Consider the following 13,999-nt stretch of genomic DNA (forward strand, 5'->3'; position numbering starts at 1 on the left):
AAGCATAAAAAAGAAAAATTAAATTTTTATTGCAAAATACGATGGATGCCGTATAATATAACCTATAGTCATCATTTTTAATCATGGAGGGTATCAATTGAAGGTATATTCTTTTGTTGGAGCCAGTGGAAGCGGCAAAAGTCATCATGCGTCGTTTGTTGCAGGGAAATACGGTATAAAGTACATCATAGATGACGGACTTTTAATATGTGAAAACAGGATCATATCAGGGGTTTCTGCCAAAAGAGAAAAGACAAAATTGTCAGCTATAAGAAGAGCCATTTTTACAGATGATGAGCACGCCAGAGAGGTTAAAAAATCAATTGAAGAAATAAATCCAGATAAAATATTGATAATAGGAACGTCTGACAAAATGGTGGATAAAATCGCTGAAAGGCTTAATCTACCGCCTGTTGCTGAGCGAATATATATAGAAGACATCTTATCCTCTGAGGAGATAGAGCTTGCAAGAAAGAAAAGGTATGAGGAAGGGATGCATGTAATACCTGTACCGACATTTGAAGTTAAAAAGCATTTTTCAGGATATTTTATAGATCCATTGAGGATATTTAGACGAAAAGAGATAGACTTTGAGAAGACGGTAGTGAGGCCATACTACAGCTATCTTGGCAAATACACAATCTCTGAAAATGTAATAAATTCTATTGTATTGAATGAGGCGAAGAAATTTGAAGGCATCTATAAAATAAATAAAGTCATAACAGAGAACTACACAGAAGGAATAATAATAAAAATAGACATTGTAATGGTGCATGGTACGCCTATAAATAGCGTTTTAAGAGGAGCTATAAAAAAGATAAAAAGTGTTGTAGAGTACATGACATCTTTAAATGTGCTTGACATAAAGATTCACGTTAAATCACTTTATATAAAAGGAAATGACAAGATACTTAAAACCCGAGAAATACTTGATAAAGGCAAATAAGCCTTTTTTTTATCCTCAAAAAATTATATAATAATTGTAGAGGTTAGTAAATATTATGTAGTAAGGCAGTGAAAAACCTATATGTGGGTGATGAGGAGAATGAGATATTTAGTTGAGCAGTCCGGTTCTAAGGTTATAGTGCATGGAATTAAGGATTTTAACCTTAAAGAGACATTAGAATGTGGACAATGTTTCAGATGGAATGAAGAAGATGATGGAAGTTATACGGGGGTCGCATTTGACAGAGTAATAAATGTAAAATTAGATGGAGATATATTGACGATTGATAATACCACTTTGGCAGATTTTAATGATATATGGTATGATTACTTTGACTTGGGCAGAGACTACGGCAAGATAAAAGAGACACTTTCGCAAGACGAGATTTTAAAAGCAGCCATAAAGTACGGCGAAGGCATAAGGATTTTGCGGCAAGACACGTGGGAGACGCTTATATCATTTATCATATCTCAGAACAATCGGATTCCACAGATAAAAAAAGTCATAGAGAATTTAAGCAGGTTATTGGGACACCCTATCGTTTATAAGGATAAGACGTATTACACTTTTCCGAAAGTTCAGGATTTCATAATGGCAGATATAGAAGTATTAGAGAAAAGCAAATGTGGATTCAGATCGAAGTATATAATCGATGCAGCGTTAAAAGTATTTAATGACGAAGTAAATCTTTTTGAGTTGCAGCTTTACGATACTTACGATGTACGTAATATACTTATGAGCATAAGAGGTGTAGGGCCGAAGGTTGCAGACTGTGTCATGCTTTATTCTATCGGAAGATATGAGGCATTTCCGACAGATGTTTGGATAAAGCGAGTTGTAGAATTTTTATACCTAAAAAGGAAGACAAATAATTCTGATGTGCAGAATTTTGCAAAAGAGAAGTTTGGCGATTTATCTGGATTTGCGCAGCAGTACCTTTTTAACTATGCAAAAGATCATGTATCAAAAGACGTGTTTAAAGAAAGGAAAAATTAGATGATCGGGACTTTTGTCAATGCAGCATCTATTGTCGTGGGTAGTTTTGTTGGCACTTTATTTAAAATTGGAATTCCGGATAGAATAAAGTCAACAGTTATGCAAGCCATATCTTTAAGCGTTTTGATAATAGGATTTGACAGTGCATTGAAGTACAAAAATTTGTTACTGGTGATAATAAGTTTGACGATAGGCGGCATTGTAGGTGAACTACTGGAAATAGAGAAAAAGCTTAACCAATTTGGCGACTTTTTAGAGAGAAAATTATCGAGAAACGGTGAAAATAAGATAAGCGATGGCTTTGTGACAGCAAGTCTTATATACTGTATTGGAGCGATGGCGATTGTAGGTGCATTAAAAGACGGTCTACAAGGTGATCACAGTATACTGTTTGCAAAATCCATGTTAGATGGTATATCATCTATAATATTTGCATCTACATTAGGCATAGGCGTAATGATATCATCCATAAGTGTCCTTTTATATCAAGGTTCTATAACTTTGTGTGCATCGCTTCTTAAAGATTTGTTGACAACTAACGTTATTGCGGACATGTCTGCCATTGGTGGTGTTTTGATAATAGGTATATCATTAAATATGCTGAATTTGACGAAGATAAAGATTGGGAACTTGCTTCCGTCAATATTTATACCTATTGTATACGAAATAATACTAAAAGCATTTTAAATGATGAAGGAGGTGCTCTTTAAAGAGGGCTATTGAGTATGAAAGAAATAAGAAGCATAGATGTTGCAAGAGTAGCCATAAGGATGGCGATGTCAAGGAGAGAGGATGAAGCTGCATTAAAGGGAAAGTATGGGAAAGAGGGTATCAAGGTAGCGGCTGTAGATTATGGCGGCGAATACATTAATTCAATTTCAAAGATAATAGAAAGGGCAGTTGTAGCGGCAAAAAGAGAAGGTGTGGTGGAGGACAACCATGTAGGTGAAGGTGCTGTTGCAGGTGCAACGCATGAGGCAATAATGCAGCTAAAAGATAAAGCTATGGGACTTAATATAGGTGGCAAGATCGGAATTGCATTTTACGGCGAACACCTTTGTGTCTGTGCGTTTTTCGCTGTTGGAATGTTAAACTTAAATGAAGTTGCCATTGGATTAGGGCATAGGTCTCTTAAGTATTGAAAATTGTAAATATCCATGTTTGTGATATGCTCCCCTTAAAATAGACAGTTTTAATTTAAGGGGGCATTTTTTATACTTATAAATGGCATGAAGCTGCTACATTTGTCTGCACAATTTTGATCTAAAGTTTATCAATTTTATAATGCAATAAATATAAAAAAATATATTGCATTTAATTTTTGATATTGATATAATAAAATCAATAATATAAAAAATTTGGTTTAAGGGGGAAAATTTAAATGAATAAAAAAATAAAGATACTAATTTTATTTACATTAATGTTTGCGGTTTTGACGCTTGTAATTAACGTAATTCCACTTGAAGACCCACCTGCTTTAACTTTGAATAGTTCGAGTGTTTGTAATGTCGTTTAATATGATAATGGTTTAACAATTTGGCAATACTATTATAGTTGCAGTACTAACATAGTTCATTTGATTTTCGGGTTATATTCTAAATTTAATTAATTTTTGAAATAATATTTACCATTAATGGTATATTTATATAAAATCGCGCGATTAAACCCAATGGAAGGAGGAAATTTTATGAAAAAATCACTTATTATTAGGCAAATGGTTGTTGGCTGTGACAATGTCCATTAAAATTTTTTATATATATAACAAGCCTCAAACAATATCTGTAATTGAGGCTTGTTATATATATAAAAAATTTAAACAGTTTAACAGATTATAATTATTTTAGATAGAGCTGTTTTAATGAATAGAATTTTAAAAGCTCCTGAAATGGTAACTTGGGAAATAACAAGTAAATGCAACTTAAAATGTAAACATTGTTCTAATTCTTTAGGAACTGATAACATTTCTGATTTAACTTTAGAAGAATGCAAATCAATTATTGATAAATTATTTGAAGCTGGTGTGTTTAAAATTAGTATCAAAGGTGGTGAACCTTTTGTCAGAAATGATATTTTTCAAATTTTATCATATTTAGATAAAAAAAGGTTATATTCCTCGCATAACAACAAATGCTACGTTGATTACTGATAATATTGCCAAAGAGTTGTCCAAATATAATATTGGATTAATGCAAATTAGTTTAGATGGACCAAATAAAATAGTTTATTAAGGAATAAGAAGATCAAGAGAAGCTTTTACAAGGGCTTTAAATGGGATTAATAACTTAAAAAAGTATAATATTAAAATATCGATTGCTATGGTGTTAATGAGAGAGAATATTGATTATATTTTAGATTTGTTAAACTTAGCAAAATCACTAAATGTTGATGCAGTAAGGTTTATTGATTTTATACCTGTTGGTAGTGGTAATAGATCTTTTTGCCCTACTTCACAACAGCTAAAAAAAGCTTACGAACTTATATTAGATTACGAAAGTAAAAATGGTAATTTAATGATTATAAAACCACAAAAGCTACTTTCAGTTTTATTAAAAAATGATAAAGAAAACAATAAAATTAGCTTATTACAATATATTAACCATGAAAATAAAGTAATATGTGAAGCTGGAAACGTGATTGCTCATATAAAATCTAATGGCGATGTTACCCCTTGTGTTTATTTTAGAGAGAAAAGCTTTATATGCGGGAATATTCTATGCCAAGATTTTTCAGATATTTGGATAAACTCAAATACGATGAACCAATTTAGGAAATTGGAATCCATTCAAGGTAAATGTAACAAATGTAAAATTTTTAATATGTGTATGGGTGGATGCAGAGCATATGCATATTATACTACAGGCTTTTTAAATGGATTTGATAATAGGTGTTGGAATATTGAGGAGGAGAATTAATTGAGGTATAAAAAGAATAATTACGTTTTTATTAGAAAAGAAAATGATGAAGAGTATTTATTATATAATTCAAAAAAAAATGAGACGTTGTTAATGAATGATATTGGATATATTATTTTCGAGTTTGCAATAAAATATGAAAATTTAGATGACATTATCTACAATGTTTGTAAATTCACAGGAGACGATATAGATTCTGCAAAATATACAATTAAAAATTTTATTGATGAACTTATTGATAAAGAAATAATTATAAAGGTGGAAAAATATGAGTAGAAATATTTTTCTTTTCATATCATCACAGGTAATTTCTGATATAGGGGATTGGATAGATAGAATTGCTGTTTTAACCTTAGTGTACAACATTAATAACTCATCTGTAGATATGTCGTTTTTGTCTATTATGATGCTATTGCCCTCATTAATATTTGGAGTATTTGCCGGGAAAATAGTTGATATTTATAATAAGAAGAAAATTTTAATTTTAGGAGATTTTTTAAGAGCTATTTTAGTTTTTTTAATACCTTTTTTTAAAGAATATGTTTTTATTATAATTTTTATTGTATCTACTATTTCTATATTCTATGATACAGCTAAAAATAGCATATTGCCGGAACTAGTTAAAAAAGATAGATTAAGACAAGTCAATAGTTTAAGCAGTTCATATAGTTCATTAATGATGGTATTAGGACCCTCAATTAGTGGCTTTATTATTTCAAAATTTGATATTAAATATTGTTTTTATATTGATTCCTTGACATTTCTATTATCCATGATAATGATTTTTTTGATAAAATTATATAAATATGGGTCCAAAAAGGATGTAGAATTGTATCAAACAGATAAAATTTCATTTATCGAAGGATTAAAGTATATAAAGGGTAATTGTATAATTTTCAATACATTATCAATAAATACGATAGTTGGATTAGCCGCTGGCATGTTAAATGGATTACTAATCATGTATGTTTATAAATTTTTAAAAACAGATTCGCAGGGATATGGTGTAATTCTTACTTTCAAAGGGCTAGCAATGATACTGACTTCGCTTGTTTTATATAAATATCTAAAAAACGTGCTAGTTGATGTTATTTTTAAGTTAGGATTAATAGGGTTAGGAATTTCTACTGCTGTATTTCCATTAAATACATTCTTCGTTTTAGCAATTTTGATACAATTTTTTAATGGAATATTTAATGCATTATATTCCATTTCAAGGACTACGATTATACAAGAAAATTGTGATAATCAATACCTTGGGAGGACATTTAGCATGAATACAATGTTAACAAATATAACATCGATTATTTCATTAGCATTTGGGGGTATTGCAGCAGAATTTTTTGGCGTGAGGGCAGTACTGTTAATAGGCGGTTTTATAGTATTAATTAGCGGATTTGTTGCACGAAATAAAATACATTTAGAATTAACATCTTAAAAAAGCAAAAGACTATCTATATGATCTAATGAAATAAAAAACATAAGTTCATTAAATGTTTTATTTTTTTATACCAATAGTCTTTAGAAGTCATTTATTGTATAATAGATATTAATTTAAGACTTAAGACAGTATATAAAGAAGGAAAGTGGGAAATTTATATGGAATTTTCAACTCAAGGTGAAAGACTAAAGAAAATCAGGAAAATGCTTAAGATGAAACAGAAAGAACTACAGGATAAAAACATTACCAGAGGTTTTATAAGCATGATTGAAAGCGGTAGAAGCACTATGAGCAAAGAAACAGCTTCTGCCATTGCAAAGAAACTTAATAAAAGAGCCAAAGAAATTGGCATAAATCTAAACATAGATGGTGAATACCTTTTAATGACACCTGCTGAAGAAGCCGAATACTATTGTATCCAAAAATTAAAAGAGATTAACAATGAAGAGGATTTAAGCAAAGTAAATGAATTACTTGAAATTGCAGAAAAATACGGAAGAAAGCGAGTAAACGCACTGATAAGCATTAAAATTGGCGACATAATGTATAATGCAAATAAATATATAGATGCAATACTAAATTACAACAAAGCCCTTGAACTATTGATGATGTATGGATTCAAGGAACAGATACCATACGTTTATAACATGTTGGGCGTTTGCAAGATGAATATAACTGATTATGCAGAAGCAATATTTTACTTTGATAAAGCCATGAGTTTTGCTGAGGAGACAAACGATAAAAGTATAAGAAATAAAGCGATTTATAACATTTCATTATGCTATAAACATATTGGCAAATATGATGTTGCAATAGAATATGTTGAGAAATTTCTTAAAGATTGTAATAAATCCGATGAACTTATTAACTATATTTATGCAAGTTCTATAAAAGCCAATTGCTTCAGGGAAATGGGTTTTCTTGAAAAATCTTTAGACGTATATAAAAAATTACTAAATAATGTTAATGATGAAGATTCAATAGCAGGATTGATTTACAACAATATTGGCGAAATTTATGCAGATCTAAATGATTATGAAAAGTCTTTGGAGTATTTTGATAAAGCAGAGAAAATAAGGCGTAACAAAGATGAAAAGTTATTGTCCCACACGCTTATTGAAAAAGCCAATGTTTTATTAAAAATGGGGAACATCAAAGAATCTATAAATCTCATGGAAGAAGGCATTTCGATAGCTAATAAAAACAATGACATAGAATACATCATAATGGGAAATTATAGATTGGCTGATATTTATAAGCAATTAAATGATAGAGAAAAAGTGATACACATATACAATAAAATATTGGAAGTCGCCAAAAATATAAACAGCATAAAAGAATTGCTAAAAGTCCATATAAAGCTATCCATATTGTATTTAGAAGATGGTAATGCAGACAAGTGTAATAATCATTTGAGTAAGGCTGATAAAATTGTAGAATCAATAAGACAGTAATATATACAAACATTTCGGGAGGATAAAATTTGAATATGTTCAGAATATATAAGGCAACAAAAGTTGCCGAAAATATTCTAAATATTAAAGGAAAAAGCAATGAATAAAAATATCAGGTTATTACTTTTTGCAAAATGGATTTCTAATTTTGGGACACAGCTTCATAGCCTTGCTTTTCCAATAATTGTATACAATCAGACCCATTCGTCTACTATATTGTCACTGGCCTTCATTGCTGAAACATTGCCGTGGCTTTTTATAGGACCAATTATTCCTCATACTTTAAGTAAAAAGATGTCTGATAAATTTATTTTAGTCTTATGTGATTTAATGAGATTTTTGATTGTTGTTGGAATATTAAATTTTATTAAAATACCATATATCGTTTTATGTTTGATATTTTTCTTAGGCTGTTTTAATTCAATATACTGTTCATTTAGAACAAGCATAATTAAATCAAATACAGATGATTTAACTTTGACTAAAACAATTGGGATTTCTTTAGGAGTAGATGATCTAATTAATATGCTAGCACCGGCTTTTGGTGCATTGTTGATTTCAATAGGCATTTTACCTACTATTTTTTTAATGGCAGATTCAGTTAGCTATTTATTGAGTGCATTTTTAATTTTAAAAATTCAGAGTCATGAGGACAAACATTTATCAGAAAGCGAAAGCAATCTGAATTTTTATCATCAGGCAACTGAAGGCTTTCATACTATCTTTCATACTATATGGAATAATATAGAGTTAAAATGGCTTGTTATACTTGAAGGTATTCGCTCACTTGTTGAAGGTATTTCCATACCTCTTTTGATACTTTATGTTACGCAAATTCTTTTAAAATCGGAAACTACTTTTGCCTGGTCAAGAGCGATTTCGTCTATTTTCTCTATTTTAGCATCATTGATGTACATCAAGTTTGAAGCGAAATTGGCGAAAGGAAAATTTGTTAATATTGGAACTGCTTTTCTAACAACTTCTTTATTATCAATGGCATTTTTTAATGAGATATACGTGTTTTATTTAGCATCTGCTTTTTTAGGAATAGGTATGGGAATACGCCAATTGGTTTCAGAAAATTTATTGATCAAACTAACCGATAATTGCAAATTGCCTCAAGTGACATCTGCCTTTAATGCATTTATATCAAGTCTTTATCTTTTAGGCTATGGAATTTCAATTTTCTAACGAGAAGGAATTTCGGTGGTATATTTTTTTGCTATAAGTGGATTTTTGTTGTTATTAGGATATTTCTACAAAGCACCGTCAATTTTAAGATATCCTTTGTTGCTGCAAAGGAAATTGGGAAATTGATTTTGAGGGGAAACTTTTATCAGATATAGATAATAAATTGCCGTTAAAAATAGGGTTCATTGCGAACCCTCTTTTAACCTCCTAAGTATGACTTTTTAACCCTTTCATCGTCTTTTAAGACAGATGCAGCACCTTCAAGGGAGATATTGCCTGTTTCAAGGACGTATGCTCTGTCTGCAATAGATAGAGCCATTTTAGCGTTTTGCTCTACTAAAAGGATGGTTGTACCATCTTCATTTATGCCTTTTATGGTCTTGAATATGTCTTGTACTACGATGGGTGCAAGCCCCATTGATGGTTCGTCTAACAAAAGTACCTTTGGCTTTGACATCAATGCTCGCCCTATTGCCAGCATCTGCTGCTCACCACCGCTTAAAGTGCCGGCAATCTGTTTATGCCTTTCTTTTAGACGTGGAAATAGGTGAAACACTTTTTCCATGTCGCTTTTTACCATTTTGTCTTTCCTGAGATATGCTCCCATCTCAAGGTTTTCAATTACAGTCATGTTGGCAAATATTCTTCTTCCTTCTGGCACTTGGCAGATGCCCATATCAACTATATTTTGAGCGGGTTTTTTCGTTATGTCTACATCGTTGAATTTGATGTAGCCTTTTTTTGGCTTCAATATGCCTGATATCGTCATTAGAGTAGTGCTTTTGCCTGCGCCATTTGCACCTATTATAGTCACGATCTCACCGTCATTTACTTTAAGATCTATGCCTTTTAAGGCGTTTACCATTCCGTAAGAGACGTTGAGATCTTTTATTTCTAACATGATTTAAGCACCTCCTTCAATTGATAAAATTTCTTTTTCATCAATGTCTTCTTCTCCAAGATACGCTGCTATTACTTCTGGATTTTTCTTGATTTCATCTGGTGTGCCATGGGCGATTATTTTCCCGTAGTTCATGACGTATATGTCTTCACAGAGATCCATCACCAGCGACATGTCGTGTTCAATCAAGAGTATCGTTATGTCAAATTTGTCTCTTATGAATCTGATTGTATCTGTAAGCTCTTTTGTCTCTTGTGGATTCATTCCTGCTGCAGGTTCATCTAAGAGCAAAAGCTTTGGCTTTGTTGCCAGTGCTCTTGCAATTTCAAGTCTTCTCTGTTCGCCGTATGGCAGATTTTTGGCAAGGTTTAAAGCGTGCTTATCAAGATTGAATATTTTAAGGAGATCCATCGCTTGTTTGTCTTGTGTTTTTTCTCCATCTAAGTATTTCTTGTGCTGAATAAAGGAGCTTAAAAGTCCGTATTGCACGTGAATGTGCTCAGCTATTTTGACATTGTCAAGGACAGTTAGGTTTTTAAATAGACGTATGTTTTGAAATGTCCTTGCTATGCCAAGCTTTGTGTTGTTGTAGGGCTTTTGAGATATAGCTTTTCCGTCAAATGTCACTTTTCCTGATGTAGGCTTGTATATGCCGGTTATTATGTTGAATACTGTTGATTTTCCAGCACCATTTGGTCCTATAAGTCCTGTTAAAGAGCCTTTTTCCAGTTCTATGTTGACGTCTATCAAGGCTTTTATGCCGCCAAAGTCTATAGATACGTCTTTAATTGACAGTAAACTCACTGCTTTTCTCCCCTTTCTTGAATAGTTTTTTGAGAGAAAATTCTCTTGTACCCATCAATCCTTCTGGTCTAAATAGCATTACGATGATCAAAAGGAGAGCGTATATGACCATTCTTAGTGCAGCATAGTCCTGCAAAAGTGCGTATACAAAAGTTAAGAAGATGGCTGATAAAATAGATCCTGTTATGCTTCCAAGTCCTCCTAATACAACCATTGTTAAGATATCGAATGATTTCATGAAGTTGAATGTTTCTGGCTGTATGATGTAGAAGTTGTGAGCGTAAAGGGCACCGCCTATTCCTGCGAAAAATGCACCTATCGTGAATGCCAATGTCTTGTAGAAAGTTGTGTTTATACCCATCGATTCGGCAGCTGTCTCGTCTTCTCTGATTGCTACACAGCATCTGCCGTAGCTGGAGTTTATGAAGTTTCTGATTAATACGACAGTTATGACTGCTATCCAGAATACCCACGTCCAGTTTGTGTACTTCGGTATTCCAGATAGGCCGCTTGCTCCACCGACGTATTCAGTGTTTAAAAAGATTACCCTTATTATTTCTCCGAATCCAAGTGTCGTTATGGCAAGATAGTCGCCTTTTAATCTCAGTGATGGTATTCCTATCAAGATTCCTGCTATTCCTGCTGCTATGCCTCCTACTAATAGTGCCAGTGGAAATGGAAGTCCTAACTTGTATGTTATTATGGCTGATGTGTATGCACCGATTGACATGAATCCTGCATGACCTAATGAAAATTGTCCAGTAAAGCCATTAATCAGGTTGAGGCTTACAGCAAGTATTACATTTATGCCCATGAGAACTATGTTTATTTCGTAATAATCGTTCAATATATTTGTTGACAGTAAGATTTGTATTATACCGTAAAAAGCCAACAGCCCTAAGAAAATCAACAACCTGTTTTTCAATATCTGCTTCAACTTTATCACCTACACTTTCTCTCTTACGTTTTTGCCAAATAGTCCTGTGGGCTTGATTAAAAGTATTATGATGAGTATTGCAAATGAAACGCCGTCTCTGTATAAAGAGCTGCCGTAGCCTGAAACAAGTGCTTCTATGACGCCCATCAAAAGGCCTCCTACCATAGCACCTGGTATTATTCCTATTCCGCCTAATACTGCTGCTATAAATGCTTTTAAGCCTGGCATGATACCCATCAGTGGGTCAATGGAATTGTAGTATATGCCAACTAAGACGCCTGCAACAGCAGCAAGGGCAGAGCCTATGGCAAATGTGAAAGAAACGGTCCTATCTACATTTACGCCCATAAGCCTTGCAGCATCAGGATCTGTTGAGACAGCTCTCATAGCTTTTCCCATCTTTGTCTTGTATATAATAAGCTGAAGTCCCACCATCATGATTATGGATACGACAAATATGACGATTTGCTGGTTTGATATGGTGATTATTCCATTGAAAAATGAGTACATGTGCTGCTTGAAAATCTGAGGATATGTCCTGACCTGTGGTGATAAGAGGATTATACCTCCGTTTTCCAGCAAAAGTGAGACACCGATGGCTGTAATCAATATTGAGATTTTTGACTTATCCCTTAAAGGTCTATATGCAACTCGCTCAATTGTCACACCTAGTATAAGGCTTACTAACATTGCCAATAGAAGAGATGGTATAAAGCCAAGGTGAAAGTATGTTGATGCGAAGAAGCCTGTAAATGCACCTACCATATATATATCGCCATGAGCGAAATTTATAAGCTTCATTATGCCGTAAACCATAGTATATCCGAGGGCAATGAGTGCGTATATGCTGCCTAAAGATAAACCATTTATCAACTGTTCAATAAATGTCTTCATAAATATCACCTCAAGTTAAAATATATTAAAATATATGCGGCCACAAGGTGACCGCATTGCCGTATTTCTTTAAAGTTATCTTATGATTATTTATTCAGCACTTACTTTTTTCTTAAGTGTCTGCTTACCGTCCTTCAATTCGATAATGACTGTCTGTTTTATAGGATTGTGTTGTGCATCTATCGAAATATTGCCTGTAACACCTTTGAAGTTTTTCAGATTTGCCAAAGCTTCTGTTATTTTTGCCGGGTCAGTTGAGTTTGCATCTTTTATCGCTTGTACCAACATACCTGCTGAGTCGTATGCCAAAGCGGCAAAAGCATCTGGTTCTGTACCGTAAGCGTCTTTGTACTTCTTTATGAAGTCTTGAACAGTCGGATCTGGATCTGTTGATATAAAGTGGTTGCTGTAATAGACGTTGTTTAATGCAGATGCACCTGCTATCTTTAATAGATCAGGTGAGTCCCAACCGTCCCCACCAAGTAGAGGTGTATCTATGCCCATTTCTCTTGCTTGTTTTGTTATCTTTGCTGTATCTTGATAATATCCGGGTATGAATATGACGTCAGCATTTAATCCTTTTATCTTAGTAAGTGTCGACTTAAAATCTTGATCACCTGCCACATAAGCTTCCTGATCTATTACCTTGCCGCCAAGTTTTTCAAACTGTTCTTTGAAGCTTTGGGCAAGGCCTTTGCTGTAGTCGCTTTTGTCGTCAATGTATATGACAGCAGTTTTTGCATTTAGATCTTTTGCGGCAAATTCGCCCATTACTTTGCCTTGATATGGGTCTGTGTAACATGCCCTGAATATTTCGCTTTTTACTTTGTTCGTGTTTGGATCAACAGTTACATCAAAAGATGTACCAGATGGAGTTATAAGAGGTATGTTTTTGCTTAATGCAATTGAAGAAGCTGCTTTTGTGTTGCCTGTTGTGGCAGGTCCTAATATTGCCACTACATTGTCTTCAACGATAAGCTTTGTTGCCTGATTTATTGATTCATCTGTCGCAGATTTGTTGTCGGCTTTAATAAGATTAATCTGCTTGCCAAGAACACCGCCGTTCTTGTTGACATCATCTATATACAGTTTTACTGCATTATACTCAGAAGTTCCGTATGACGCTACTTGTCCTGTCAATTCAAAAAGGGCTCCCACGTTTATTTTGTTGCTGCTTGTAGCGCTGGTATTTTTGCTGCAGCCAGAAAACAGAAGTGAAGCTGTCATTATGCCTACTAAAAGCATTGAAGCTTTTTTTAACGAATTTCTCATAGATATGTCCTCCCATTTTTTAAAATTTAATAAAATTAAAATTTTTCTCTACCGGTAGAAAAATTAAAGAAAACAGACGATAAATTTACTATAATTATACTTTATTGATGATATTTACATCAAGATTAATTATTTTAAGGCATATTCAAATTTTCTAATAAATATTACAAAAAACTTTTATTGACTAATAAATGTTTTTATCTTACTATTTTATTAATTAATGAAAATTTTATCAAAAGTGTCATTTGAAA

General features: G+C 32.9%; 15 protein-coding genes. 10 read left to right on the plus strand and 5 right to left on the minus strand.

The window, feature by feature from the left end; translation table 11 throughout:
* Positions 1-97: 97 nt before the first annotated feature.
* The 10 genes from THEXY_RS03515 to THEXY_RS03560 all read left to right on the plus strand — a co-directional run bounded on the left by THEXY_RS03515 (position 98) and on the right by THEXY_RS03560 (position 8,940).
* On the plus strand, positions 98-946 hold the full coding sequence (locus tag THEXY_RS03515) for an Asp23/Gls24 family envelope stress response protein (RefSeq protein ID WP_013787474.1): 849 nt from the start codon (positions 98-100) through the stop codon (positions 944-946).
* A gap of 99 nt (positions 947-1,045) precedes the next feature.
* A complete protein-coding gene (locus THEXY_RS03520; protein ID WP_041592067.1) occupies positions 1,046-1,942 on the plus strand; it encodes a DNA-3-methyladenine glycosylase family protein in 897 nt (298 codons plus the stop codon).
* Positions 1,943-2,629 (plus strand): DUF554 domain-containing protein, encoded by a 687-nt coding sequence (locus THEXY_RS03525; protein ID WP_013787476.1) that lies wholly within the window; start codon positions 1,943-1,945, stop codon positions 2,627-2,629.
* A gap of 38 nt (positions 2,630-2,667) precedes the next feature.
* On the plus strand, positions 2,668-3,084 hold the full coding sequence (locus tag THEXY_RS03530; RefSeq protein WP_013787477.1) for a HutP family protein: 417 nt from the start codon (positions 2,668-2,670) through the stop codon (positions 3,082-3,084).
* A gap of 716 nt (positions 3,085-3,800) precedes the next feature.
* The gene (locus THEXY_RS03535) at positions 3,801-4,088 is read left to right on the plus strand and encodes a radical SAM protein (RefSeq protein WP_041592068.1); all 288 of its coding nucleotides are present in this window, start codon (positions 3,801-3,803) and stop codon (positions 4,086-4,088) included.
* A 178-nt stretch (positions 4,089-4,266) separates the two neighbouring features.
* Entirely contained in the window at positions 4,267-4,854 is a 588-nt protein-coding gene (locus tag THEXY_RS03540; RefSeq protein ID WP_041592069.1) for an SPASM domain-containing protein, read from the plus strand.
* Positions 4,855-5,130: a PqqD family peptide modification chaperone gene (locus tag THEXY_RS03545; protein ID WP_013787479.1), complete on the plus strand. Its 276-nt coding sequence runs from the start codon at positions 4,855-4,857 to the stop codon at positions 5,128-5,130. It begins immediately after the preceding gene.
* A complete protein-coding gene (locus tag THEXY_RS03550) occupies positions 5,123-6,292 on the plus strand; it encodes an MFS transporter (protein ID WP_013787480.1) in 1,170 nt (389 codons plus the stop codon). Before THEXY_RS03545 ends, THEXY_RS03550 begins: the two co-directional genes overlap by 8 nt.
* 161 nt (positions 6,293-6,453) lie before the next feature.
* Positions 6,454-7,749, plus strand: coding sequence for a helix-turn-helix domain-containing protein (locus THEXY_RS03555; RefSeq protein ID WP_013787481.1), 1,296 nt, complete (start codon positions 6,454-6,456; stop codon positions 7,747-7,749).
* A gap of 99 nt (positions 7,750-7,848) precedes the next feature.
* Positions 7,849-8,940: an MFS transporter gene (locus tag THEXY_RS03560; RefSeq protein ID WP_013787482.1), complete on the plus strand. Its 1,092-nt coding sequence runs from the start codon at positions 7,849-7,851 to the stop codon at positions 8,938-8,940.
* A gap of 199 nt (positions 8,941-9,139) precedes the next feature.
* On the opposite strand, the gene THEXY_RS03565 is transcribed toward THEXY_RS03560, so the two are convergent.
* From THEXY_RS03565 to THEXY_RS03585, 5 genes are all read right to left on the minus strand, one after another.
* A complete protein-coding gene (locus THEXY_RS03565) occupies positions 9,140-9,841 on the minus strand; it encodes an ABC transporter ATP-binding protein (protein ID WP_013787483.1) in 702 nt (233 codons plus the stop codon).
* Between the two features lie 3 nt (positions 9,842-9,844).
* Complete coding sequence (locus THEXY_RS03570; RefSeq protein ID WP_013787484.1) at positions 9,845-10,645, minus strand: ABC transporter ATP-binding protein; 801 nt, start codon at positions 10,643-10,645, stop codon at positions 9,845-9,847.
* Positions 10,626-11,582, minus strand: a complete 957-nt coding sequence (locus THEXY_RS03575; RefSeq protein WP_041592200.1) for a branched-chain amino acid ABC transporter permease — start codon at positions 11,580-11,582, stop codon at positions 10,626-10,628. Before THEXY_RS03575 ends, THEXY_RS03570 begins: the two co-directional genes overlap by 20 nt.
* Positions 11,583-11,591: 9 nt before the next feature.
* Positions 11,592-12,476 (minus strand): branched-chain amino acid ABC transporter permease, encoded by an 885-nt coding sequence (locus THEXY_RS03580; protein WP_013787486.1) that lies wholly within the window; start codon positions 12,474-12,476, stop codon positions 11,592-11,594.
* 90 nt (positions 12,477-12,566) lie between these two features.
* On the minus strand, positions 12,567-13,748 hold the full coding sequence (locus THEXY_RS03585) for an ABC transporter substrate-binding protein (RefSeq protein ID WP_013787487.1): 1,182 nt from the start codon (positions 13,746-13,748) through the stop codon (positions 12,567-12,569).
* Positions 13,749-13,999: the final 251 nt, after the last annotated feature.

Source organism: Thermoanaerobacterium xylanolyticum LX-11 (genome assembly GCF_000189775.2).
GTDB classification, from domain to species: Bacteria; Bacillota; Thermoanaerobacteria; order Thermoanaerobacterales; family Thermoanaerobacteraceae; genus Thermoanaerobacterium; species Thermoanaerobacterium thermosulfurigenes.

Excerpts from the sequence above, each read along its gene's own strand:
- THEXY_RS03535 (WP_041592068.1), top strand. The coding sequence starts at position 3,801 with ATGAATAGAATTTTAAAAGCTCCTGAAATGGTAACTTGGGAAATAACA.
- THEXY_RS03550 (WP_013787480.1), top strand. The coding sequence starts at position 5,123 with ATGAGTAGAAATATTTTTCTTTTCATATCATCACAGGTAATTTCTGAT.
- THEXY_RS03555 (WP_013787481.1), top strand. The coding sequence starts at position 6,454 with ATGGAATTTTCAACTCAAGGTGAAAGACTAAAGAAAATCAGGAAAATG.
- THEXY_RS03565 (WP_013787483.1), bottom strand. The coding sequence starts at position 9,841 with ATGTTAGAAATAAAAGATCTCAACGTCTCTTACGGAATGGTAAACGCC.
- THEXY_RS03530 (WP_013787477.1), top strand. The coding sequence starts at position 2,668 with ATGAAAGAAATAAGAAGCATAGATGTTGCAAGAGTAGCCATAAGGATG.
- THEXY_RS03580 (WP_013787486.1), bottom strand. The coding sequence starts at position 12,476 with ATGAAGACATTTATTGAACAGTTGATAAATGGTTTATCTTTAGGCAGC.
- THEXY_RS03540 (WP_041592069.1), top strand. The coding sequence starts at position 4,267 with ATGAGAGAGAATATTGATTATATTTTAGATTTGTTAAACTTAGCAAAA.
- THEXY_RS03520 (WP_041592067.1), top strand. The coding sequence starts at position 1,046 with ATGAGATATTTAGTTGAGCAGTCCGGTTCTAAGGTTATAGTGCATGGA.
- THEXY_RS03560 (WP_013787482.1), top strand. The coding sequence starts at position 7,849 with ATGAATAAAAATATCAGGTTATTACTTTTTGCAAAATGGATTTCTAAT.
- THEXY_RS03525 (WP_013787476.1), top strand. The coding sequence starts at position 1,943 with ATGATCGGGACTTTTGTCAATGCAGCATCTATTGTCGTGGGTAGTTTT.
- THEXY_RS03585 (WP_013787487.1), bottom strand. The coding sequence starts at position 13,748 with ATGAGAAATTCGTTAAAAAAAGCTTCAATGCTTTTAGTAGGCATAATG.